Source organism: Shewanella sp. BJSY2023SW007 (assembly GCF_047314525.1).
Classification (GTDB): Bacteria; Pseudomonadota; Gammaproteobacteria; order Enterobacterales; family Shewanellaceae; genus Shewanella; species Shewanella chilikensis.
In genome coordinates this window covers 26,902-50,820 of the sequence record NZ_JBKORL010000068.1, presented here as the reverse complement: position 1 = coordinate 50,820, position 23,919 = coordinate 26,902, and the positions used below count along the sequence as shown (strand labels likewise).

Sequence of the window (23,919 nt, the reverse complement as noted above, 5' to 3'; positions counted from 1 at the left end):
AGTCAATAACTGGCAACTATTTTCGACCAATAGCTGCCTTCATATAAAGCGGGCGAATACTAGCACAAAGGCAGCAAACCAAACAAGTTGATTTGGCCTTTAAAGGTAAAAGAAAAGCCTACTTTTCCCCCTATCATGCTGTTGCTCATCTGTAACATCTGTAATCATTAAGAAAAGCCATTGCTTAGCAGAGGTTTTACCCTGATCGAGATCACAATTTTTCCATCGAGCTGCTGCTACCCTGCTTTCAGTAATCTGGTTTTATTACATGAAGCAGGCCGATGAACGCCAATCTGCAGCAACTGATACGGGATGATAGCCTGTGCTATAAACTAGCAGCGGAACTCCATTACCTGATCGAACATGCTCCCTTTCAACAGGAGAAGCTCGACCTGATTTTATTGGAGTTTCTTGCCTGTAATCAGCAGAAAAGCGGCCATCTGTTACACCTGATGCGTGCCTGCAGCTGCCCGGATCTTATCGAGCAATTGAGCTCAGATGCCCTCTTTTATGACAGACTCAACACCTTGGTCGCCGACTGGCAGCAAACCCGTGAGCTGTTACGTCTCAGATTCCAGTTCAGCGAGTTGATGGTACTGCTGGAAGACAGAAAACCCCGCGAACAGAGCTTTATCCGCAGGGCAGAAACCAACTTTTCTGTGGTAGAAAAACCTACCAACTGCGCACCGGTCCGCAGTCAATGTGGACAAATCCCGACTTCGGATAATAACCGACTCCCCCTAGTTTTAATGACAGGGCAGCCTCACGCAAAGTCTGAAGGTTAACACCGGGGATCGCGATATCCATCGCCATACCCCGCATATGGTAACTCTTCTTGGCGACACCGTTACTCTTACCGGCCAACATGGCATTGGTTTTAGGCGAACGATAACCTGAAATCACGTGGATCTCTTCAGAAATCGACAACGTCTGCTGCAGATTGAACAGGAGATCAAACAAACGTTTATCCATGGGAGCTGCGAGGTTCTGCCGATGATCCCTAAGCAGATGGCTAAACTGAGACAGAGTGCTACTCTGATAATGACCGTCTTTCCAATAAGTCCCATCGCCACGCTCCCCTGTATGGCGATTATAAAAACTCAGGTATCGACTACCTTTGGTAGACCGACTCGCCATCGCTTTTGAAGGAAGCATAGAAACCATTGCCGCGCCACCAAGACCCATCAACAACTGCCTACGGGCAGGACATACTACTGACACTTATTCACCTTGCACAAAAAACAACCACAAGGCGGCAAATTATACGGGATTAACGCCAAGGTCAAGCGCCGATTTGGACCCAGCGCAGGTAAACTTTTCCCGGAGAATAGGTGAAAAATGGGATAATCCCTTGTGCCATATTAAGTTAGTGCAACAGGCTTAACGCTCCGTCAAAACGGCAAAAAATCCGTTGAAGATAATGTCGGTAAACCTCAAGGGCCTAACAAATGCGCTTCCCCGCCCGACCGCGGCTCAGGCTTGTTAGCCCATTCAGTATCCAATCTCATCTGTGCCTGAGTAGCCACCTTAACCCCGGGACTCAACTGATAGATGTCGCTGCGAAATTGCGTTCTTTCCCACTCATCTATCCAGGCTGTCCAATAAACCAGATGAACTGGCAGGCGCTGTTCGAAGGCAAACCATTGAGTGGTTTGATAATCACTCTGCATCCGCTGCCAGCTTCTCTTATCCCGCACCAGATTATTGGCCATCCAAGACGCCAACTCTTCCACCTTGTCGACTCGAATACAACCGGATGACAAGGCGCGATTAGCCTTGGCAAACAGATGCTTGTCCGGTGTGTCATGCAGATAAACATTAAAGCCATTGCTGAAGTGAAATTTGTAACGCCCCAGGGCATTATCGGCACCCGGTTGCTGCACCAACCGATAAGGGAAACGGCCACTCGCCTCTTTTTGCCAGGCTTCGGCACTCTCTTCAACTTTATTGCCCTGATAATCATAGACATTGAAATGCCGCTGCTGCAGATATTCACCGTCTTTACGGATCTGCGGCAGTAAGTCGCGCCTCAATATGCCCCTTGGCACAGTCCAGGTTGGATTCAAAACTATGTTGGTTATCTCACTGCTGAGCAGTGGGGTTTGCCGATAGGGTTTACCGACTATGACCCGGGAGCGCAACTGCACCTGGTTGTCATCCACCAGAGTCAACTCAAACGCCGGGATATTAACCAACAAGTAACGCTTCCCCAGTTGCTGTTTGTAAACGGTGCGAGCGACAAAGTTGCCGGCCAGCATGCGGGCACGTTGCAATGGTTCAGTATTGAGCCAACGCAGTGTATCTGGACCAATGATGGCATCGGTTTTAAGCCCGTGGCGGGACTGAAACGCTTCTACCGCCGAAACCAACTGCGGTGAATAAAGCTTGTCATTTCCCGGAGTCTCTCCAAGATCACCAAGCCAATATAAACGCCTGGCAATCGTCGGGATCAGCAGATGGCTGTCACCTGGGCTCAGCCAACCACCTGGGTCCAACCTGGGCCATTGATGCCGCTCAGCGAGCCAGATCAAATAGCGTATCCGGCTGCTGGTGGCCAGATAGTCATCCCCCTGAGGTTCCAGCGCCAGCGCTCGGCTGAGCGAATCCGCATCAGGAGGTAGCGTGTTGAAGGTCAAAGGAACGCCGTGGCGCTTCCAGAAATAGGCAATATCCTGCTCTATCCCCTCACGCAATTCCAGCTGTAAATTGAGATCTCCACGGCTCATAGAACGTAAATCTTCGGCAAACTCCTGCCCTTCAGGCAGCAGCGCCAGCAACTGCAACTGATTATTCAGGATCCTGAGCGCGGCATCATCGGCTTTCACTGTAAAGACCGCGCTGCAGAGGAGCAGAATGATCAGTAAAGGCATTAACACGCACTTTGTCATATCGGCCTCCCGGGACATAAATTCAATTATGGCAAATATGCGCTGTGATTCGATGATATTTTGCAGACAACTGGCTGAATAGCCGTAGATTAATATAGGACTTTAACTGACAACTTATCATTAGCGATTGATAATCAACCAGTTATCAGCGTAAGACTGTGATTATAGAGATTATTTTGATATAAAATCCTGCCAAAGTAGCAACAGGCAATATAATGAACAGAAAAATGCTCATTCGGCAGATGGCCGAAAGACAACAGATCTCAATGTCTCAGGCCAAAGTACAACTGCAATATATTCTCGCCAGCCTTACCCAGGCTCTCAGAGAAGGCGAAAAGGTTTATCTGCCACAATTCGGCACTTTCGAGCTCAGATACCACCTTCCCCGCAACGGTCGTAACCCACAAACAGGCGAACCCTTGGAGATTGCCGGCGGCAATCAGCCAAGCTTTAAGGCTTCCCCATCACTGAAACAAGCGCTGCTGCAAGATTAATCCGTTCTCGGGGCAGGCTCTCTGCCCCTTCACAAAGGCGATGTTTATTTTCAACGATACTGACGCTTGTATCTGACTTTGGGGCTGGGATTGGATCTGATATAAATCAGCCGCTATTACGGACATAAACTGGTACAGACGTATGCTTGGCATGAGAACAGAGGCTAAGTTTGCTTGGAGTGACTTTAAGGGAATTCAATGAGGAGAATTAAATTTGGAGGCGCGACCCGGAGTCGAACCGAGATCGACGGATTTGCAATCCGCAGCATAGCCATTCTGCCATCGCGCCTTTTTGAGGTCACAGCATCTGAGTGCCGTGTAAGATTGGAGCGACATATCGGGTTCGAACCGATGACCTGTACCTTGGCAAGGTACCGCTCTACCAACTGAGCTAATGTCGCGTCACTTTTCTTGCTTCGTATTCAGAGCCTGCCCTGACTACGGATTGGCATTCTACGCTTTTAACCCTGACTGTCAACGAAGAATTAGTGCTTAACTGTTTGCTTGGACACTAAATAATCTTATCGAAACATTATTGTGCAACCAGGTACAAATTAGCGCCTTTTAACCGGCTATCAGATCCTTCCAGGCCGCTTTGATATAGCTGATCATCGACCAGAAGGTTAAGAAAGCTGCCACATAGAGTAAGGCGTAAGCGGCATATATCATCCAATCACCTTGCTTCCAGATAAGGCCGATAATTGCCACCATCTGGGCAGCAGTCTTGTATTTACCGATCCAGGATACCGCCACAGCACCGCGTTTACCTATCTCTGCCATCCACTCACGCAGTGCTGATATTACCAACTCACGTCCTATCATGAACATCGCCGGCAAGGTCAGCCAGATAGTGTTGTAATCTTCGACCAACAGCACTAAAGCCGTGGTCACCATCAACTTATCGGCTACTGGGTCAAGGAAGGCACCGAAACGAGTGGACTGCTCCAATTTACGGGCCGCATACCCATCCAAGGCGTCGGTAATAGCTGCAAGCCAGAAAACAAATGCAGCAACAAACGGCGCCCAAGTGTACGGAAAGTAAAATACCAGAACAAAAACAGGCAGTAAGAACAACCTAAACCAGGTAAGGGCGATGGGTATATTAAACGGCATGATAAAACCAAATAATCAAAAGCAGCGCCAATCTTGCCTGATTTTTACTACCCCCGCAATGCATCGTGTATCGTTTGAGCCATTTCTGGACTGATCCCTGGCACTTTTGCCAATTCTGCCACACTTGCCCCCTTCACTTGTTGTAATCCGCCCAGATATTGCAGCAAAGCCTTGCGTCTTTTGGGACCAATCCCCGGGATAGACTCCAAGCTTGAGGTGTTGCGGGTCTTTTGACGTTTATTTCTATGACCGGTAATCGCAAACCTGTGGGATTCATCACGAATATGTTGAATAAGATGCAGCGCCGGCGAATCATCCGGCAGTGAAAAGCTCTCTTCGGTATCACCGAAGATAAGGGTTTCCAAGCCGGGTTTGCGGCTTTCGCCTTTGGCGACCCCAATAAGCGTAGGTACGGCCTCTATGCCGACAAACTTCTCGTTAACCACTTCCTGAGCCATTCTGAGTTGCCCAAGGCCGCCATCGATAAAAACGATATCCGGGATCTTGCCTTGGGCACTGACCTTATCAAACCTGCGAGTTAAGGCCTGCTTCATCGCCGCATAATCATCTCCGGGGGTAATACCCTTGATGTTGTAACGCCGATACTCGCTCTTGTCCGGCCCTTCGCGATTGAACACCACGCAGGAAGCCACAGTGCTCTCCCCCATGGTATGACTGATATCGAAGCACTCCATACGTTTAATCGGGGTGCTTTGTTCAAGCGCCTCTTCAAGCAGCAGAAATCTTTGCTCCACCGTATTGCGGTGGGCCAGCTTGGTATTGACCGCATTGGTAGCATTGGTCTTGGCCAGGCGCAAATAACCGGCTCTGTCACCCCTGACTCGGGTGCGGATGGCCACTTTCTTGTTCAGCGCTTCCATCAGCACCTGTTCCAACTCTTCCAACTCCTCGTAGCCGTCACTCAGGAGAATTTCCCGCGGGATAGTACGCTGAATATCAACATTGAGATAAAACTGCAGCATAAAGGCTCTGAGTACTTCAGCCATTTCGGTCTGCGCCGGCACGCTGGGGTAATAACTGCGACTGCCAAAAATCTTACCCTCGCGAATGAACAACAGATGGAAACAGGCCACCCCTGAGGCGTAGTGCACCCCAATCACGTCAAGATCACCATGGCTGGATGACACTTCCTGCTGCTCAGCCACCCGCCTGAGCGCCATGATCTGATCCCGATAGCGTGCCGCCTGTTCATAAGCCATGGACTCGGCCGCCTGTTCCATTTTCTTGACCAAGGCGCTGAGCACCTGCTGATCCTTGCCCTTGAGAAACAGAGTTGCCAGCTTGACCTGCTCCTGATATTCCTCATCAGAGACCTTGCCGACACAAGGAGCGCTACAACGCTTGAGCTGGTATTGCAAACAGGGACGCGAGCGCGCCTTGTAGTAGAGATCGTCACATTGACGAATAGGAAACAGCTTCTGCATCAAATGCAGGCTTTCACGCACCGCACCACCATTGGGATAAGGCCCAAAATACTGCCCCTTCTCCCGCTGCGGTCCCCTGTGGTAGGCGAGCCTGGGGTGCCTGTGCTGGCTCAGCAAAATAAAGGGGTAAGACTTATCATCCCTGAGCAGCACATTGTATTTCGGCAAGTACTGCTTGATGTAATCGTTTTCCAGGATCAGCGCTTCGGTTTCACTGTGAGTCAGTGTCACATCGATATTAGCGATATGAGACACCAGCGCCTGAGTCTTCACATTAGGAAGATTCTTGCGAAAATAAGACGATAGCCGTTTCTTGAGATCTTTGGCCTTGCCCACATAAATCACACTACCGGCACTGTCGTACATACGATAGACGCCCGGTGCCGAGGTCAGATTTTTAAGAAAAAGCTTGGGATTGAATTCCTGCGGCATGAACCCACTCTATGAATAACGGCTGAGGAGATAAAGATTTCAGGGACAGAAAACAACAAAAGAAAGAGGGAGCCATGGCTCCCTGTGTAAATCAGAACTGCCCGGTATCGAGCATTTTATAACGAATCGCCAACCGGGTCAGCTCCACATCACCGCTGATCCCCAGTTTAGCAAACAAGCGATAGCGGTAGCTGTTAACTGTCTTGGGACTGAGGTTCAACTGCTCGGAGATATCATTGACCTTCTCACCATTGGTGATCATCATCATGATCTGCAGTTCCCGCTCAGACAGAGATTTGAAAGGGTTTTCATCCGTCTGATCAAACTGGCTCAAGGCCATCTGCTGGGCAATTTCCGGTGACAGATATCGCTGACCGTGAGCTACCTGTCGAATAGCTTGGATCACCTCCGGCGGCTTGGCTCCCTTGGTCAAATAACCGGAAGCTCCGGCCTGCATCACCTTGGTCGGGAAGGGATCCTCTGAGTGGATTGTCAATACTATGATTCTGGCATGAGGCTGATAACGCAGAATTTTCCGGGTTGCTTCAAGCCCCCCTATTCCGGGCATATTCATATCCATCAAAATCACATCGGCTTCATTCTGCCGGCTCCACTGCACAGCAGCTTCACCATCACCAGCTTCTCCTACAACTTTAATGCCTTTTTCATCTTCAAGGATCCGGCGGATCCCGGTTCTGACCAACTCATGGTCATCCACCAAATATACGGATATCAACTTCAACCCACCTTAATTATTGTCGGCCTTTTTGTGTAGCCCTGTTTCTTCGAAGCCTTTGGGATAATTTAGCCCATCTGCCAACAATAGAAAAGCGCAAGTTAACTTTATGATTATAAAAGAAACTCATTCGTATATCGGTACCATTTGTCATCAGTGTGCAACAATCTTGTTTTTTGTTGCCGAGGAATTTGCTTGCAAATGCAATGAAATACCATCCAAAACAGCGTCATAGCCAGCTTCAATCCTCTTCTATCAACATATGTAAGTTTCGACCAACCCGCTTCAGGTCTCTCAAGGCAGCCGCTTCTGTAGCAATACGCAGCGGTCTTTGCGGAATTTTGATGGTATTGTGCAAAATATCCATGTCATCGCGCTTGGTATGGGTAAATTCGATAGTGCCATAGGGAGTCTTGAATACCCCCTTTCGACCTGTGGTCATCACAGTAAGGTAGCTGATAGGGATCTGCGAAATCGCACCATATTCAGACAGGGCCGATTCCAGCGAAACATAGTTATACTCACCACGCCGCAGCGCACAGGCGATATGCTCCACCGCAAAACAATCTCGTCGGCTCAGCGCAAACAGGTATACACCGCGGCAGGGTCTTTCCAGGATCCCCTGCTTTATCAACCTAGGCAGGCTTTGTTTAAATGCTTCCTGGGTATCATCGAAAAACACCCGCCTGAGATTCCCTTTGGTGTAAACATAGATACCTTGACGGTCAAAACGATGTAGCCGTTGCAAAGCAGTACTGATATCCATAACGCCATCAAGTCAACTTAAAAGTTAATGATAGAATACCTAACTGTCCACTTAAGATCTATTGGTAGCTGACCTTGCCTGACTAAACAGCCCTCTTTATAACGCTGAACGCTGCAATCCTTTGCCCGGAGCAGTCTAAATCAGCCTTTGAATAATGGTGCAGGAATCCCCCAGCGTATACGCGCAGCAAAAACGATAGATATCCCAGCCGACACCCGAAAACAAACAGCTATTTGCTGATCAAGGCTCAGTTGATGATCCTCAAAGCAAGAAAAGGCCAAGGGCTGCACTTGATCAATTCCAAAGATACTGGCTCAGACATTGGTCCACAGATGTTTTGATGCCAAGTCTCAAATATCGTCCCAGGCAGGAAAACCAACACGTTCAAATCTGCTTTCAGGACTCATATCACGACCACTATTACACGCCTTAAAGACACTGATGCCTTGTACATTTACGACTTCAATTCGAAGAAAACCGCAAAACACGGTTGATTCGGCTAAACTCAAAACTGAACTCACCACGGGTTTGATAAACCAGACCAAATCGCTAAAAAAGCGCGATTTCAACCTCCCTGCTTCAGGAGAACCTATCTATGAACTCCCCTTTTACCACCCATGGAGCCTTGAGCTGGCATGAACTAACCGCCAGTGACTCCGAACGGGCAATGCGGTTTTACGGTGAGATTTTTGGATGGAGTTTCAAAAAAATGCAGTTACCACAAGGCCCCTACCACATTATAGAAAATGACGGCATCAGCATAGGCGGTATTACTGACAGTCCGGCGCCAGCCATGCCTAGCAACTGGACCGGCTATATTACCGTGAAGGATATCGACGCCGTCGCTATCAAGGCCAAAGAGTTAGGAGGCGATATTCTTTTTGGTCCGGAAGATATTCCCCAAGTAGGCCGATTTTGCTGGATAAAGGATCCCTGCGGAGCCATTATCGCTGCCATCACTTACAGCAGCCCCAAAGCATAAGTAACGAACAGCAGCTATGGTTTGGGTTTGCTATGTTGACCCGGAACATACCGGACTTTTCCGGCCTGGGGTATCGCCCTCTTACAGATGAAATGTTCAGCAAAAAATTGTTAATTATTGCAACTTGAATTAGCAATATTTTCTTTTTTGTATGACACATGTATCAGGGCCGGATAACAAAGATTATAGGTTCAGAAGTGACTTACAAAGCATGCCGAATACGCGTTAGAATAACGCCAAATTTTTGCTGCAAACCTGCTTCAAGGGATCTCACACCGCTATGCCCAATGTGCTGACTCAGCTCTTTTCCCGCTTTCGCCAGGCGCCGCTCGCCATCAAGACAAGCATCTATCTTCTCCTCGGGTATAGCCTCTACGCCCTGCTGCTTGGTGGGCTTGCTCCATGGGTGATAAAGTCGCAAACCCCCAAGCAACTGCAACAACTGCTCGGCCGTCAGGCCAGCCTGAAGGATATCAGCATCAACCCCTTCCTTCTCAGAGTCCGCCTGGATAATTTCGTCCTGCAGGAGAGCAACCCACAGCAAGTCTTTATGTCTTTCACACAGCTTGAGTTGGAACTGGCATTTTGGCGCTCACTGACCCAAGGGGCCATCGCCATAGATCATATCTATCTCGTTGAACCACAAGTGAATGTGCAAAGGCTTGCGTCAGAGGATGACCAAGCTCAATTCAACTTCAGCGATATGCTTGCCCACCTTGAAGTCAATCAAGCACCACAAGCCGAGGCAACAGAAGACGCCACCGAACCGCCCAGAGTTATTGCCCGGGACATCCGGGTAACAGAGGGTAAGTTCGCTTATATGGATAAGGTCGCCAATACAGAGCTTAGTTACGACGAGCTTAATTTCAGCCTGCAAGCTTTGGATACCAAGGCTTATAGCCTCAGTTTGCCGGAAGACGAGAACAAACCTATACTGGCGAAAGATGCCAACCGCTATGCCCTATCCTTGACCGGCAGCGACAACGGACAATTGCAGACTCAGGGACAATTTCAACTGCAGCCACTTGAAATCACCGGCGAGCTGCAACTGGCCAAAATTTCCCTGCTACCCTTCTGGCCGTTTGCCGATGGGCTTATCGCTGCCAAACTCAGTGACGGCGAACTCAGCTTCCAAAGTCAGTACCAGTTGAAACAGCAACAAGAGCAACTGCATTACAGTACCCACAAGGGGCGGTTTATTCTGGAAAATCTGCTGTTCTCCGACCAACAGCAAGCCAGAGTCAAGTTACCGCTGTTGGCGCTGGATAACATTCGGGTGGACGGCGACAACCAAAGTGTCGATATCGACGAACTGGCGCTGCAAGGCCTATGGGCCGATGCCCGCCTGGATAAGCAAGGGCTGGATCTACAGCAGCTCTTTATGCCAGCCACAAATGCCAAGCCAGATAACACCGCGGCCAAGGCTCAAGTGGAACCAGCGGTAGCCCAACCAAAGGCGGCAACTGAAACCGAGGCGCAAAATAAGGCCACAGCGAAAGAAAAAGTCACAGCGAAAGAAAAAGTCACAGCGAAAGAAAAAGCCACAGTAGAAGATAATGCTACAGCGCGAGAGAAAGCCACAGCGCATAAAGCCTCAGAGACAAACAAAGCCCTGGAGCAAGACAAGCAATGGCTGCTGACTATTGGCAAAATCAGTCTCAAAGATACAGATCTCAATCTGTTTGAGCAGCAGCAAAGCAATGGTGTCCACTGGCGTGTCTATCCATTGGATATCACCACAGGTCCAGTGCGTTCCAATTTCGAAGGAAACATAAACTACCAGTTGCAGCTGGCGCTGAGTTCTGATGCCCAAAACCCACCGGAAACCAGCCAAGGCCAGTTCAGCTCCACAGGCGCGATAGATGCCAAGGCATTCACTGTCAATGGCGAGCTGGCGCTGACTGAGTTGGAGCTGCAGCAGTTCCAACCCTATCTGGCGCCCTATCTCAATATGCAGCTTGAAAGCGGCAAGTTGAGCACTCAGGGCAAGTTCATTGCCAACGCTGAGGGTAAGGCCCATTTTCAGGGACAAGCCGCAATTGGCAAACTGCTTATCAAGGATGGATTGGCATTTGAGCCTCTGCTGAAATGGCAGAATATGGCCATAGATGAGATGAGCTTTGATTCCGAAGCAAACAGCCTCAAAATCAGTAATATATTGCTGGATAAGCCATATGCCAAGGTGATGATCACCGAAGATAAGCGCACTAATATCGGCGAGCTGATCCGCGCCGAACCTCTTGGTGAAAACTCAGTGGCTCAGTCGCAGACAAAGCAAAGCCAAACAATCGAAGCGCCGCAGCAAACGGCCGCCAAGACAAAAACCAACGCCAAAGCCTCGGCTGATAAGGCATTTAAACTGGATATCGGCAGCATTGCCATCAACAACGGCTCGGCCTATTTCGCCGATAACTCCCTCACTCCTAACTTTGCTTCAGGTATCGAGGCGCTGGAAGGCAAGATAAGCCAGCTGTCCTCTACCCCGGGAACCAAGGCCAGTGTCGATATCAAGGGCAAGATAGACAAGTATGCTCCAGTCACCTTAAAGGGGGAAGTGAACCCGCTGCTGGAAAAACCTTATCTGGATCTGGATTTGGTATTCAAGAGTGTCGAATTGACCTCGGTGAATCCCTATTCGGGCACCTATGCCGGTTACTATATAGACAAGGGGCAGCTGTCTTTGGCACTCAACTATCAACTGGAAGACAACCAGCTGAAGGGAGACAATCATCTGGTGATAGATCAACTTAAGCTGGGTAAACCCAGTGATTCCGATCTGGCCACCAGTTTGCCGATTACCTTGGCTATCGCCCTTTTGCAGGACAGACATGGGGTGATAGATCTTGGCTTACAGGTTTCAGGCGATCTCGACAGTCCAAGTTTCAGCTTCGGCAGTATAGTGATGACCGCCATCACCAATGTCATCACCAAGGCGGTCACCGCCCCCTTCTCTTTATTGGCCGGTCTGGTTGGCAGTGATGAAGAGCTGAACCTGGTCGCTTTCCAACCCGGTATAGCCACACTGGACGCTGACGCCGAAGATAAGCTGAGCAAGCTGGCCAAGGCGCTGGATGACAGGCCCAAGCTGCAATTGAGCATTGAAGGCAGCGTGGCGCAGCGGGAAGACAGTGAGGCGCTGGCAGAGCAAAAACTGCAGCTGCAACTACTCAAGGCCAGCAAGCTTACAGCCCTGCCGGATGAACTGAGCGCCAGTCGATTCCCTACCCAGGGTAAGCTGGCAGATGCTCTGGTGGAATTGTTCGAGCAACAGCTCAAACTGGATGCCGATGCGGAAAAAGACAAAGTGAAGCAAAGACTTGCCGAAAAGGCCAACGGTGAAAGAGTCGATGAAGATACCCTGCTCACCGTCTGGCATATGGGCCTTTACAACCAACTGCTCAGCGCTCAGGAGATCAGCAATAACGAGCTGGCTAATCTGGCTCAGGCCAGGGCCCAGGCCATTAAAGCCTTCCTGGTGGACAGCGCAGCCGTCGCCCCGGAAAGAGTCTTCCTGCTGGACAGTAAAACAGAGATGAAACAGGATGCTTCTCAGGCAATTTTGTCGCTGAATGCCGAGTAATCAATATCGATATCCCCGGAACCAGGCGCGCATGCGCGCCTTTTTATCCAGATCTGAGATCAGACTTTCTTATCAGGGGATTACTTGTTGCGACACTTTTCCTGACGCGCCATCAAACTGGAAGTATCCCAGCGATTGCCGCCCATTGCCTGCACTTCTGCGTAAAACTGATCAACCATGGCAGTCAGCGGCAGATGCGAACCATTACGTCTGGCTTCATTGAGGGCTATACCTAAATCTTTGCGCATCCAGTCCACCGCAAATCCAAAATCATACTCCCCCTTCAGCATGGTCTTGTGACGATTTTCCATCTGCCAGCTCTGGGCCGCGCCTTTGCTGATCACCTCAACCACCTTTTCGCCATCGAGCCCGGCGCTCTTGGCAAAATGCATGGCTTCGGCCAAACCTTGTACCACCCCAGCGATACAGATTTGATTGACCATCTTGGTCAACTGCCCGGCGCCAACATCTCCCAATAGTTCGGCGCAGCGGGCATAAGCAGCCATCACAGGTTTTACCCGCGCAAATACCGCTTCAGAGCCGCCGGCCATAATGGTCAACACCCCATTCTCGGCACCGGCCTGACCGCCGGAAACAGGTGCGTCCATAAAAGCAATTTCCTTCTCGGCCAGCAAAGCGGCCAACTCCCGCGCCACATCGCATGAGGCTGTAGTGTGATCGACAAAGATACTGCCCGGAGCCATACCATGCACAGCGCCCTCTTCTCCCAGCACAACCTGGCGTAAGTCATCATCATTGCCGACGCAGGCAAAAACAATGTCCTGCCCCTCGGCAGCTTGGGCCGGAGTTGCGCAGCAGCGCCCACCAAACTCTACCGCCCAGGCCTCAGCCTTGGAGAAAGTACGGTTGTAAACAGTGACCTGGTGTCCCTGTTTTTGCAGATGCCCAGCCATGGGATACCCCATAACACCTAGACCGAGAAATGCGACATTCGCCATGATATTTCCTTGATTGTTTTAAGTGCGGGAACAGGCTGGCCCGATTGCCGGCCATGCTTCAAAACCTTTGGCATAAAGCCAAGAGTGACAATTCGAGCCGATGTTTAAGCCGCATTTTGCCATGGGGCAATCTAAAGGAGAAGTTGATACGGGCAAACTCAGCATCCCGCATACAGAAAAGAGCCACGAATGTGGCTCTTGAAATCAAAACTTAAGGATGAACGTGTGCTTCCATTTCCGCACCGATTTTCTTACGCATCTCCATCAACTTGATTGCCGAATCCCTAAGCTCTATGTCTCTTGCCGATATCGGCTGCCATTCAGGCACAGGCGTTGGTTTACCTTCATCGTCTACCGCCACCATGATGACGATACAGTGAGTAGTCAACTGACGCTCTGAATCCTTGGGATCGCCGGCCTTTACATCCAAACCTATATGCATGGAGGTACTACCGGTATAGATCACCTTGGCACTCACCTCCACTATATTGCCCACATGAATAGGTTTGACAAACCTGATCCCACCGGCGTAAACCGTGATGCAGTATTTACCGCTCCAACCGGCCGCACAGGCATAGGCTGCTAAGTCAATCCACTTCATTACTGCGCCGCCGTGTACCTTGCCACCAAAGTTGACGTCTGCGGGCTCGGCCAAAAACCTCAGGGTTATCTGTCTCTCTGTTCCTGCCATAGGATCCTCTCATCAGGCTTGGCGGTCTGCTGACCGCACTTGGCTGAGAGTGTACGCGAAAATTTCGCGATCACCCAAACTTAGATACCAGGAAACTTCCGCCAATCACCAGAAGTAAGGCCAGCCGATAGATCCACAGCTGCACTTTGCTATTGATAAAACGGGACAGATGAAACAGTGAGTAAATTCCCATCGCCAGCAGGAAGATACCCAGCACCTCTACCCCGGCCATCACATCGGCATCACCACCGGCATAAACCGCCGCTGTCAGTAAGGCAAACCAGAGCACTGTATAGGCGGCGATGGCCAAACTGAAAGTGCGAACACCAATCTCCATCGCCGGTTGCCAGCGGCTGTTTTCTCCCCGTACCAACTCAGTCAAATTGGCAGCAATCGCCCCGAGCATAGCCATAATAGGAAACATTGCAGGATTGAGCATAGTGAAAACTCCAGAATCATTTGGCGGGATTCTGGCGCTATATTCAAAGAATGCCAATAGAGATGAACAAAGGTTAATTCTGGGTTTACCTTGAGCATATGACTAACTGATTTTAAAGCTAAAAAAAGCGCCATCAGGCGCTTTTTCAAGACGTTGAATCTTAAACTCGCTTCAGCAACAAGGAACCATTGGTGCCACCAAACCCGAAAGAGTTACATAGCACATGCTCTACCTTGGTCTGACGTGCGGTATGGGCAACAAAGTCCAGATCGCAACCTTCATCCGGATTGTCCAGGTTGATGGTAGGCGGAACTACCTGATCTTTAAGGGCCAATACAGAGAAAATGGTTTCCACTGCCCCGGCAGCACCGAGCAAATGACCCGTCATCGACTTGGTGGAGCTCACCATCAGCTTGTAGGCATGATCGCCAAAGATGGACTTCACTGCCGCCGCTTCGGCCTTATCGCCCGCCGGCGTAGAAGTACCGTGAGCGTTAATATAATCTATGCTTTCGGGTGCCAGGCTTGCATCTCTCAGCGCATTTTTCATGGCTGCCGCAGCGCCGGCGCCATCGGCTGGAGGTGAGGTCATATGGAAGGCATCGCCGCTCATACCGAAACCAACCAGCTCGGCATAAATCTTGGCACCGCGAGCCTTGGCGCGCTCATACTCTTCCAGTACCAGTACCCCGGCGCCGTCGCCGATAACAAAACCGTCTCTGTCTTTATCCCATGGGCGGCTGGCCGCTTGAGGGTCATCATTACGGGTAGACAAAGCCTTGGCTGCAGCAAAGCCCCCAACGCCCAGTGGACAGGTGACATCTTCTGCGCCACCGGCCACCATCACATCGGCATCGCCATAAGCTATGGTTCGGGCTGCAAAACCTATGTTGTGAACCCCTGTGGTACAGGCGGTTGTCACCGCAAAGTTAGGGCCTGTCATGCCGTACATAATCGACAGATGACCAGCAATCATATTGATAATGGTGCTGGGCACAAAGAAGGGGGAAATTTTACGTGGGCCACCGGCCATTAAGGCGCTGTGGTTTTGCTCAATCAACCACATGCCGCCCATACCGGCGCCGATAGCGGTTCCGACTCGACTGGGATCTTCTTTATCCATCTCCAATCCAGAGTCGCGCATGGCCTGAATGCCGGCAGCCATACCATACTGAATAAAGAGATCCATCTTGCGGGCGTCTTTACGGGACAGATACTGCTCTACGTCAAAATCTTTGACTGAGCCTGAAAAACGGGTGCTGAATTCTCTGGCATCAAACTTGGTGATAGGTGCGATACCGCTCTGACCTGCCAGCAAGGCTTGCCAGGTGCTGTCCACTGTGTTGCCGACCGGGGTCACCAGACCCAGGCCAGTGATAACAACTCGACGTTTAGTCACTGTGTCCACCTTAGATTAACGGGTGAATTACCATGATAGGCCAAACTGTTGCAGCCTACCATTGCCTCCGGCCAGCAGCCGAATGGTCACAAGACACGATAATGCATCGGCTGATACTGGTACAACCAGAAACTGACGGGGCGAAAACAAAAACAGGCGGCAATTATGCCGCCTGTTTTCTGGAATTCTGGATTACTGATTCTTGGAAACGTAATCGATCGCTGCCTGAACGGTAGTGATTTTCTCAGCTTCCTCATCAGGGATCTCGGTATCAAACTCTTCTTCCAGAGCCATAACCAACTCAACAGTGTCCAGAGAATCTGCACCCAGATCGTCTACGAAAGAAGCTGCTGGCTTAACGTCTTCTTCTTTAACGCCCAGTTGCTCTACGATGATTTTCTTTACACGTTCTTCGATGTTGCTCATTAGTTTTCTTTCCTATTCAAATTACGCACTTGCGTAAGATTGCGAGTAGTTTATTAGATTTGACCAACATTGCAAGCCTAGAATTTGTGGTCTAACCACGATTTTAAGCCCTCAATTGCTGCAGATCACCACCCAATTGCGACAGTATCCCTGCCATTCGCCCTTAAACCATATACATCCCGCCATTTACATGCAAGGTTTCCCCAGTGATGTAAGCAGCAGCATCCGAGGCCAAAAAGAGCACGGCGTTGGCAATTTCCTGTGCCTGACCCAAGCGCTCCATTGGAACCTGGGACATGATGGCCTGTTGCTGATCTTCTGTCAGCTCATCCGTCATATCTGTCTGGATAAAACCAGGAGCAATAGCATTAACTGTAATTTGACGAGATGCAACCTCTCTGGCGAGAGATTTTGTAAATCCGATCAAACCCGCTTTGGCCGCAGAGTAATTTACTTGGCCTGCATTGCCCATGGTACCTACCACAGAACCAATATTGATGATACGGCCATGACGTTTCTTCATCATTGAGCGCATCACTGGCTTGGATAACCTGAAAAGAGACGTCAGGTTGGTGTCCAGGATATCCTGCCACTCATCCTCTTTCATCCGCATCAATAAATTGTCACGGGTGATGCCAGCGTTGTTCACCAGAATATCAACATCGCCGGCTTTTTCTTTGATCGAGGCAAATAAATTTTCAACAGATTGTGGATCTGTGACATTCAGCACCAAACCCTGGCCCTTATCGCCCAAATAAGCCGAGATGGCTTCGGCGCCACGCTCACTGGTTGCAGTACCGAATACTGTGGCACCGGCTTCGGCCAGAGTCGTTGCAATCGACTTGCCAATACCACGGCTGGCGCCGGTAACCAGGGCAATCTTGCCGGTTAAGTCTAATGTTACGCTCATGAAAAGCTCCTTATTCGATCAATGCAGCCAAAGAAGCGGCATCGTTGACTGCCTTGGCAGTAAGGGATTTGTTAATGCGTTTGCAAAGCCCGGTCAAGACTTTACCCGGACCCACCTCATAGAGCTCGGTGACGCCCATGGCAGCCATGGCTTCCACGGTTTCGGTCCAGCGCACAGGGCTGTATAGCTGACGAACCAAGGCATCACGGATATCAGCAGCATCTTGAGGCTGGGCGACATCCGCATTGTTGATTACGGGGATTTGCGGCTGGCTAAATTCGATATCACCCAGAGCAGTGGCCAATTTATCGGCAGCGGGCTTCATTAAAGCGCAATGGGAAGGCACGCTCACAGGCAAGGCAACCGCCATTTTGGCGCCTGCAGCCTTGCAGGCTGCGGCGGCGCGCTCAACTGCGTTTTTTTCACCGGCAATCACCACCTGGCCTGGGCTATTGTAGTTAACCGGGCTAACCACAGCGCCTTCAGCACTGTCTTCACAGGCCTTGGCAATAGCGTCGTTATCCAGGCCTATGATGGCAAACATGGCGCCGGTTCCGGCAGGAACGGCTTGTTGCATCAACTTGCCACGCAGTTCAACCAACTTAACGGCATCGGTAAACTTGAGCACCCCGGCACATACCAGCGCCGAGTATTCACCTAGGCTATGACCCGCCATCACGCTGGGCGCGGCTTTGCCGGCCGCTTGCCAGGCGCGATACAGAGCGACACTGGCACTCAGCAAGGCAGGCTGGGTCTTGTCAGTCTCGTTAAGAGTTTCGGCCGGACCTTGCTGGACAAGCTGCCACAAGTCGTAACCCAGCACTTCACTGGCTTCACGAAAAGTCTCGGTCACGACCGGATAGCCTTCGGCAAGATCAGCAAGCATGCCTACAGCCTGAGAACCTTGTCCCGGGAACACGAAAGCGAAATTTTCCATATTCATTTACCTATGATTGCAGGCAGCAAAGCGGGTGCCGCTGCCCGAGTCTACTGATCTGCCCGGCAGATCAACTAGTATGCATTGAGACGTCCTACTCACTTGTGCGAAGCAAGTAGGCACTGAGTATCAGAAGCGAACCAAAGCGCTACCCCAGGCAAAACCGGCACCAAAGGCCTCAAGCAGCAGGAGTTGCCCGCGCTTGATGCGGCCATCGCGCACCGCTTCATCCAGTGCAATCGGCACTGAGGCAGCTGAAGTATTGCCATGTTTGGCCAGCGTCAGCACCACTTTATCAAGACTCATGTCCAATTTCTTGGCTGTGGCATTAATAATGCGGAAATTGGCCTGATGTGGCACCAACCAATCTATTTCTGACTTGTCGACGTTATTCAATCTCAGGGTTTCTGTCACCACATGGGACAACTGAGTGACGGCGACCTTGAAGACATCGTTGCCCTTCATGGTCATAAAGCCCACGGCTTCAGAGGTTTCTCCGGCTCTGGGCGGAAAGGCGCATTTGAGCAGTTCACCATGACGACCGTCGGCATAGATGTGGGTAGAGATGATCCCCGGTTCTTCACTGGCGCCCACCACGGCGGCACCGGCACCATCACCAAAGAGAATAATGGTGGTTCTGTCTTCCGGCTCACAGAGCCTGGAAAGCACATCGGCGCCTATTACCAGCACTTTCTTGGCCGCACCGGTTTTCACGAACTGATCGGCAACCGACAGCGCATAGACAAAGCCGGAACAAGCGGCCGCGACATCAAATGCGGGGATGGTATGAACCCCTAGCATGGCCTGCACTTCACAGGCGGCAGCCGGAAAGGCATTTGCCGCACTTGTGGTGCCACAGATAATCATATCGAGTTCGCCGGCTTCGATGCCTGCCATTTCAATGGCCTTCAACGCCGCCTGATAACCCATAGTGGCAACCGTTTCACTGGCATCAGCGATCCGACGCTCAGAAATACCCGTGCGCTCAACAATCCACTGGTCACTGGTTTCCACCATTTTTTCCAGATCCTGATTGCTACGCACCTGCGCCGGCAGATAACTGCCAGTTCCAAGAATTTTTGTATGCATAAGGAGAAATCAGCTGTTTATATCTAAAAGTATCGACTCGAGACGCTGCTTGATCATCTCTGGGAGTCGACGTCTTGCTTCAGTGACTGCCAAGCTAATCGCTTGTAAATAGGCAGTTTCATCCGCATTCCCATGGCTCTTGACGACTATTCCGCGCAATCCTATCAGACTTGCTCCGTTATAGTGGTCGGGGTTCATCTGTTTCAGCACGCTTTGAATACTGGGAGCCAAAAATTTGGCCAACATGCGTACAAAAAAGCCTCGGGTCAGCCCTTCCTTAAGCTGATGGATCAACAGTCTGGCAATGCCTTCTGAAGTTTTCAGGGTAATATTACCGACAAAACCGTCGCAGACAATCACATCGACTTTGCCGCGGTAAATCTCATCCCCTTCGATAAAACCTTGATAATTGATTTGAGGAGTATGTTGCAACAACTGGGCAGCCTGCTGCACCTGGTCGTTGCCTTTGATCTCTTCGCTGCCGACATTGAGCAGCGCGACCTTGGGTCTGGGTTGTTTGGTCACGGCTTCGCAGAGTACTGAACCCATGACGGAAAACTGGAACAAAGTATCTGAATCACAAGACACATTGGCCCCGAGATCCAGCAGATAGACTGGCTTATGGTTGATGGTGGGAAGACAACTGACCAACGCGGGTCTGTCTATGCCCGGCAGCGTCTTTAGCACCACCTTGGCCATGGCCATCAAGGCACCGGTATTACCCGCGCTGACACACGCCTGAGCCTCACCTTTATGCACAGCATCCAGCGCCCGACGCATGGAGCTGTCACGCCGACAACGCAAAGCATGCACTGGCCTGTCAGACATACTGACCACTTCAGTGGTATGTCTAAGTTCAATTCTATCGGTAATGTCTTGCCCGCATTGGGCCAGGTATGGTTGTATCTGGTCTTGATCACCAACCAGAATAAACCTGAGATCCGGATATAATTTAAGTGCCTGCAGGGCTGCAGGCACAGTCACGTGGGGGCCATGGTCGCCACCCATCGCATCTAACGCAAGCGTCAGACTCGTCATAAGACAATCAACAACTTACTTGTTGATTACCTTTTTGCCACGGTAGAAACCGTCAGCAGTCACATTGTGACGACGATGCAGTTCACCGCTGGTAGCGTCTACAGACAGCTGAGCAGTGCTCAGTGCATCGTGTGAACGGCGCATACCGCGCTTTGAACGAGATTTTTTATTCTGTTGTACAGCCATTGATCTGTCTCCTGGATTACTTGCTCTTCAGTTTTTCTAACACTGCAAACGGATTTGGACGCTCCTCTTGAGCGGCTTCAATCTCGCCTATGGCCACATCCTTGGAACCTGTATGACATTCATCTTCGTCATGGGTCGGTATCAAGGGCATAGCCAGTATCAATTCATCTTCAATCAATTGATGCAGACGAACTTCGCCAATTTCATTGCACTCAATAGGGTCATACGCATCCGGGAGCTCATCGATTTCAGCTTCATTCCGGCAAGGACTGAAACTAAACTCGACCGTAACCTCTGTGGTAAATAGTGTCATGCAGCGTTGACATAGCAGAGTGAGCTCCGTCACAGCCTTCCCTTTCAGGTAGACTATCCCCTGTAAATCCACACCACACTCAATTGACACTGTCACATCGGAACAGTCGCCGGCACATAATTCATTCAATCGCTTCAGTTGCGTACCAGGAACAACACCTTGATAGCTAAGGCGACTGGTCGCAGCACGAATGGGATCAATTGAAACCGGTATCTTTACTGTTTGCATAAGGCGCGCATATTATAGTTTGAAACCGCCGGAGTCAAAGGAAAAATGATGATGTGGCTCGCAAAGGAAATAAAACCTGTGCAGTCCTCGCCATCATAGGCCTGTTCCAACGGGTTCGAAATTGACGGACGCCGAATTCTACCCAAGCACAGGACTCTTCACAAGCCGTTGCCGCGCAAAATAAAGCCAGTCATCTCATCTCAAAGCCACTCTTGCCAGGCATTGGCAAATTTGGCGACAATATCCGCCCTCACATCGCTTTGGAACCCAAGATATGACCCACCAAGATGACAGCACCAAGGCCGCGGTTTCCCCCACAGAACCTCAGTTGATTTTAGCCTCAACCTCCAGCTATCGAAAGGCACTATTGGCAAAATTGGATTTGGCGTTTGAGTGTGTGGCTCCTGAAGTGGATGAAACGCCCCTGCCTGGAGAAGCCGCCTTTGATTTGGTCAAGCGTCTGGCAGCAGCCAAAGCGCAGGCCGGGGCAAAACAGTTAAGCAACGCACTGGTGATAGGGTCAGATCAAGTCGCTGTGATTGATGGTCAAATCGTCGGCAAGCCACTGACTGAAGAGAAAGCCTGCAAACAATTACAGGCCGCCTCGGGGAAAAGCATCACCTTTTATACCGGGCTGGCGCTCTATAACAGCCACAGCGGCCAAACTCAAGTGGAAGTCGAACCTTTCACTGTGCATTTCAGAAACCTGAGCCAAGATGAAATCGCCGACTATGTTCGCCGCGAGCAACCGCTCTGGTGTGCCGGCAGCTTTAAGTGTGAAGGCTTGGGCATTGCCCTGTTTCGGGCCCTTGAAGGACGAGATCCCAACACACTAGTAGGTTTACCCTTAATCCTGCTCATCGAAATGCTCTCCCGTCAGGGTATCAAAGTATTGGGAGATGCTGCATCGTCCGGAAGCTAAAGCATTCAAACACTGAATTGCACTCTTGCTTCTCTTTGCTTGTAGCTCGCTCGCCAAGATACATGCGCCATATTGAAACAATATGATATAGATGTTGGATGCGTCTGAATCTTATCTCAACAAGGTAAATTTACGTGCGACCACGGGGCTTTCACTCTACTATAATAACAATTAATCAACATATTTCTTTTGATGACCCCCTGTAGAGTGAAAAGATGACAGATACCGAAGAAGCCTTGGCTCTACTGGCTGCTCCCTGTACAGATAAGCGTTTTTTTCAACGGGCACTGCGCGCACTCGCTTTGGTGACCCAATGTCGCTGGGCAGGTTTTGGCCGACTTAAAAACGCCTCACAAGGCGAGGTCATCGCCTTTTGTGACAACAAACAGTCCCTCCCTGGGTTTGATTATGAACTGGCGGGTTCTCCCTGTGAGTCTCTCTATCAACAACAGGAAATCTGCACTCATCTACTCCACGCCCGTGATCTGCAAAAACGTTTTCCCCACTTTAGCCTGTTCCGCGAGATAGGCGCCCAGAGTTATCAGGCCGAGCTGATCCTCGGCAGCGATGGCAAACCGGTCGGCCATATTTTTGTGCTAGATACCCTGCCCCAGGCCGAAAGTGCAAAGTCAAAAGAGTTTTTTCGGATCTTGGCCCAACGTATCGGGCTCGAATATCACAGAATGTTAGTCAATCGCGAGCTCGCCATGCACAAGCAGATGATAGCCACCACAGATCATCTGCTGGCATTTATCGGTACCGACTATTGCTACCGTATGGTCTCCAAAGGGTATGAGCAGCTTTTCAACCGCGCCAAAGAGGAGATAATAGGTAAGCATATAGCTGAGCTGCACGGTGGAAAGACATTTGAGAAGAAGATCCGGCCGCTACTTGAACGGGCCTTTAACGGCGAAACACCTGAAGCCAATCATTGGTTGCATCCACCGCATCTGGCAGCGCCGCTGCTGATGAGTGTAAGACACTCCCCCTGCATCAATGATGCCGGCGAAATTTGCGGTGTCGTAGTCTCGTCCCACGACATCACCCGCCTGTCGGCGCTGGCATTATCCAGTCTGGGCACTGAAGCATTGAACCTTAACACCGGGAGCCTTGGTACAAAGAACCTAAGCCCTGAGAACCTAAACGCAGAGAGCCTGAGCCCAAAATTATGCCCGGAGTTAAAAACCGCCAACTCCTGAAATTGCACGCCACTTTTTTAGCAGAATACAGTAAGCAAAAGGCCTGCAAATGCAGGCCTTTAAAGGATGTGCTTAGGTAAAGATTCCAATGAAGATCACAGATGTTGCAACAACCCCAATGGACTATCGATAATGGCCTTTGGCGCCGCTTCATGTAAGCGTTCGCGGCTATGGGCGCCATAACTGACCCCAATGGCATCCATACCGGCACCGGTAGCCATATTGAGATCGTGTACCGAATCACCCACCATCAAGGCTCTCTCAGGCGCTATCTTTAATTCAACCAATAACTGTTGCAGCATATCCGGGTGGGGTTTACTTCTCGCATCATCTGCACTGCGGCTGGCGTGAAAGAAGTCTCCAAGCCCGGTTTCCCGCAGTACGCGTTCAAGACCGGCTCTAGCCTTACCTGTCGCCACCGCCAACAGATACTTCTCACTGCGAAGCTGTAACAGCAGTGCCGGTGTTTCACTGAAAAGCGGTGTCGGCGTGGTATCAAGCAGCAGAAACTGCTGTTTATATTCCTCTCTGAGCGCCTGATATTCGTCAACACTTCCTGCTGGGTAGAGGCATTGCAGAGCCTCTGTCATCGATAGGCCAATGATGTCACGTACGGCCTGCTCAGAGGGTATAGGCAATGCCATGGCCTTTGCCGTATTTTCCATACAGCGGACAATCTTGCCTATCGAATCCATCAGGGTGCCGTCCCAATCGAATATCAGTAACTCGTATGCCTTCATGGCCTGT

General features: G+C 50.4%; 24 protein-coding genes and 2 tRNA genes. 6 read left to right on the top strand and 20 right to left on the bottom strand.

Annotated elements, in window-relative coordinates:
• The first annotated feature begins 281 nt into the window (after window positions 1–281).
• Window positions 282–785: a hypothetical protein gene (locus tag ACMHXE_RS10575; protein WP_165564994.1), complete on the top strand. Its 504-nt coding sequence runs from the start codon at window positions 282–284 to the stop codon at window positions 783–785.
• Here the strand turns inward: ACMHXE_RS10575 and ACMHXE_RS10570 are convergent.
• Both ACMHXE_RS10570 and ACMHXE_RS10565 read right to left on the bottom strand, forming a co-directional pair.
• A complete protein-coding gene (locus ACMHXE_RS10570; protein ID WP_101055135.1) occupies window positions 673–1,221 on the bottom strand; it encodes a DUF882 domain-containing protein in 549 nt (182 codons plus the stop codon). The genes ACMHXE_RS10575 and ACMHXE_RS10570 overlap by 113 nt on opposite strands.
• Window positions 1,222–1,433: 212 nt before the next feature.
• Entirely contained in the window at window positions 1,434–2,888 is a 1,455-nt protein-coding gene (locus ACMHXE_RS10565) for a L,D-transpeptidase family protein (RefSeq protein WP_229839770.1), read from the bottom strand.
• A gap of 215 nt (window positions 2,889–3,103) precedes the next feature.
• Here ACMHXE_RS10565 and ACMHXE_RS10560 point away from each other — a divergent pair, with 215 nt between their 5' ends.
• Window positions 3,104–3,382: an HU family DNA-binding protein gene (locus tag ACMHXE_RS10560; protein WP_101055140.1), complete on the top strand. Its 279-nt coding sequence runs from the start codon at window positions 3,104–3,106 to the stop codon at window positions 3,380–3,382.
• Window positions 3,383–3,597: 215 nt separating this feature from the next.
• On the opposite strand, the gene ACMHXE_RS10555 is transcribed toward ACMHXE_RS10560, so the two are convergent.
• The 6 genes from ACMHXE_RS10555 to abiEi form a co-directional block, all read right to left on the bottom strand.
• Window positions 3,598–3,671, bottom strand: a tRNA-Cys gene (locus ACMHXE_RS10555).
• A 36-nt stretch (window positions 3,672–3,707) separates the two neighbouring features.
• Window positions 3,708–3,783: transfer RNA gene (locus ACMHXE_RS10550), tRNA-Gly, on the bottom strand.
• Between the two features lie 163 nt (window positions 3,784–3,946).
• The gene (gene pgsA / locus ACMHXE_RS10545; RefSeq protein ID WP_039033280.1) at window positions 3,947–4,495 is read right to left on the bottom strand and encodes a CDP-diacylglycerol--glycerol-3-phosphate 3-phosphatidyltransferase; all 549 of its coding nucleotides are present in this window, start codon (window positions 4,493–4,495) and stop codon (window positions 3,947–3,949) included.
• A gap of 47 nt (window positions 4,496–4,542) precedes the next feature.
• The gene (uvrC, locus tag ACMHXE_RS10540) at window positions 4,543–6,372 is read right to left on the bottom strand and encodes an excinuclease ABC subunit UvrC (RefSeq protein ID WP_101055142.1); all 1,830 of its coding nucleotides are present in this window, start codon (window positions 6,370–6,372) and stop codon (window positions 4,543–4,545) included.
• A 91-nt stretch (window positions 6,373–6,463) separates the two neighbouring features.
• Entirely contained in the window at window positions 6,464–7,108 is a 645-nt protein-coding gene (gene uvrY / locus ACMHXE_RS10535; RefSeq protein WP_025009635.1) for a UvrY/SirA/GacA family response regulator transcription factor, read from the bottom strand.
• A gap of 241 nt (window positions 7,109–7,349) precedes the next feature.
• Entirely contained in the window at window positions 7,350–7,874 is a 525-nt protein-coding gene (gene abiEi / locus ACMHXE_RS10530; RefSeq protein WP_101055144.1) for a type IV toxin-antitoxin system AbiEi family antitoxin, read from the bottom strand.
• A gap of 595 nt (window positions 7,875–8,469) precedes the next feature.
• On the opposite strand from abiEi, the gene ACMHXE_RS10525 reads away from it, so the two are divergent.
• Both ACMHXE_RS10525 and ACMHXE_RS10520 read left to right on the top strand, forming a co-directional pair.
• Entirely contained in the window at window positions 8,470–8,856 is a 387-nt protein-coding gene (locus tag ACMHXE_RS10525; protein WP_101055146.1) for a VOC family protein, read from the top strand.
• Between the two features lie 280 nt (window positions 8,857–9,136).
• Window positions 9,137–12,436, top strand: coding sequence for a DUF748 domain-containing protein (locus ACMHXE_RS10520; RefSeq protein WP_413732199.1), 3,300 nt, complete (start codon window positions 9,137–9,139; stop codon window positions 12,434–12,436).
• Window positions 12,437–12,516: 80 nt separating this feature from the next.
• Here the strand turns inward: ACMHXE_RS10520 and ACMHXE_RS10515 are convergent, their stop codons facing one another.
• The 11 genes from ACMHXE_RS10515 to yceD all read right to left on the bottom strand — a co-directional run bounded on the left by ACMHXE_RS10515 (window position 12,517) and on the right by yceD (window position 21,051).
• A complete protein-coding gene (locus ACMHXE_RS10515) occupies window positions 12,517–13,395 on the bottom strand; it encodes an NAD(P)-dependent oxidoreductase (protein ID WP_101055150.1) in 879 nt (292 codons plus the stop codon).
• Window positions 13,396–13,606: 211 nt separating this feature from the next.
• Window positions 13,607–14,086, bottom strand: coding sequence for an acyl-CoA thioesterase (locus ACMHXE_RS10510; RefSeq protein WP_165564990.1), 480 nt, complete (start codon window positions 14,084–14,086; stop codon window positions 13,607–13,609).
• A gap of 70 nt (window positions 14,087–14,156) precedes the next feature.
• Window positions 14,157–14,525 (bottom strand): hypothetical protein, encoded by a 369-nt coding sequence (locus ACMHXE_RS10505; RefSeq protein WP_413732197.1) that lies wholly within the window; start codon window positions 14,523–14,525, stop codon window positions 14,157–14,159.
• A gap of 160 nt (window positions 14,526–14,685) precedes the next feature.
• Window positions 14,686–15,924, bottom strand: a complete 1,239-nt coding sequence (gene fabF, locus ACMHXE_RS10500; RefSeq protein ID WP_413732195.1) for a beta-ketoacyl-ACP synthase II — start codon at window positions 15,922–15,924, stop codon at window positions 14,686–14,688.
• A gap of 192 nt (window positions 15,925–16,116) precedes the next feature.
• A complete protein-coding gene (gene acpP / locus ACMHXE_RS10495; RefSeq protein WP_006081231.1) occupies window positions 16,117–16,350 on the bottom strand; it encodes an acyl carrier protein in 234 nt (77 codons plus the stop codon).
• A 163-nt stretch (window positions 16,351–16,513) separates the two neighbouring features.
• Window positions 16,514–17,260: a 3-oxoacyl-ACP reductase FabG gene (gene fabG / locus ACMHXE_RS10490; RefSeq protein ID WP_039033287.1), complete on the bottom strand. Its 747-nt coding sequence runs from the start codon at window positions 17,258–17,260 to the stop codon at window positions 16,514–16,516.
• Window positions 17,261–17,270: 10 nt separating this feature from the next.
• Window positions 17,271–18,197, bottom strand: coding sequence for an ACP S-malonyltransferase (fabD, locus tag ACMHXE_RS10485; RefSeq protein WP_286996658.1), 927 nt, complete (start codon window positions 18,195–18,197; stop codon window positions 17,271–17,273).
• 129 nt (window positions 18,198–18,326) lie between these two features.
• On the bottom strand, window positions 18,327–19,286 hold the full coding sequence (locus ACMHXE_RS10480; RefSeq protein WP_039033288.1) for a beta-ketoacyl-ACP synthase III: 960 nt from the start codon (window positions 19,284–19,286) through the stop codon (window positions 18,327–18,329).
• A 9-nt stretch (window positions 19,287–19,295) separates the two neighbouring features.
• Complete coding sequence (gene plsX, locus ACMHXE_RS10475) at window positions 19,296–20,324, bottom strand: phosphate acyltransferase PlsX (RefSeq protein WP_234556468.1); 1,029 nt, start codon at window positions 20,322–20,324, stop codon at window positions 19,296–19,298.
• A 15-nt stretch (window positions 20,325–20,339) separates the two neighbouring features.
• Window positions 20,340–20,510, bottom strand: coding sequence for a 50S ribosomal protein L32 (gene rpmF, locus ACMHXE_RS10470; protein WP_025009546.1), 171 nt, complete (start codon window positions 20,508–20,510; stop codon window positions 20,340–20,342).
• 16 nt (window positions 20,511–20,526) lie between these two features.
• Window positions 20,527–21,051: a 23S rRNA accumulation protein YceD gene (yceD, locus tag ACMHXE_RS10465; protein WP_101055158.1), complete on the bottom strand. Its 525-nt coding sequence runs from the start codon at window positions 21,049–21,051 to the stop codon at window positions 20,527–20,529.
• Between the two features lie 274 nt (window positions 21,052–21,325).
• Between yceD and ACMHXE_RS10460 the strand changes: the two genes are divergently transcribed.
• Both ACMHXE_RS10460 and ACMHXE_RS10455 read left to right on the top strand, forming a co-directional pair.
• Window positions 21,326–21,973, top strand: a complete 648-nt coding sequence (locus ACMHXE_RS10460) for a Maf family protein (RefSeq protein WP_413732192.1) — start codon at window positions 21,326–21,328, stop codon at window positions 21,971–21,973.
• A 215-nt stretch (window positions 21,974–22,188) separates the two neighbouring features.
• A complete protein-coding gene (locus ACMHXE_RS10455; RefSeq protein WP_413732191.1) occupies window positions 22,189–23,172 on the top strand; it encodes a PAS domain-containing protein in 984 nt (327 codons plus the stop codon).
• Between the two features lie 95 nt (window positions 23,173–23,267).
• On the opposite strand, the gene ACMHXE_RS10450 is transcribed toward ACMHXE_RS10455, so the two are convergent.
• Window positions 23,268–23,912 carry an HAD-IA family hydrolase gene (locus tag ACMHXE_RS10450; protein WP_413732189.1) on the bottom strand — a complete coding sequence of 215 codons (645 nt, stop codon included), beginning with the start codon at window positions 23,910–23,912 and terminating at the stop codon, window positions 23,268–23,270.
• Window positions 23,913–23,919: the final 7 nt, after the last annotated feature.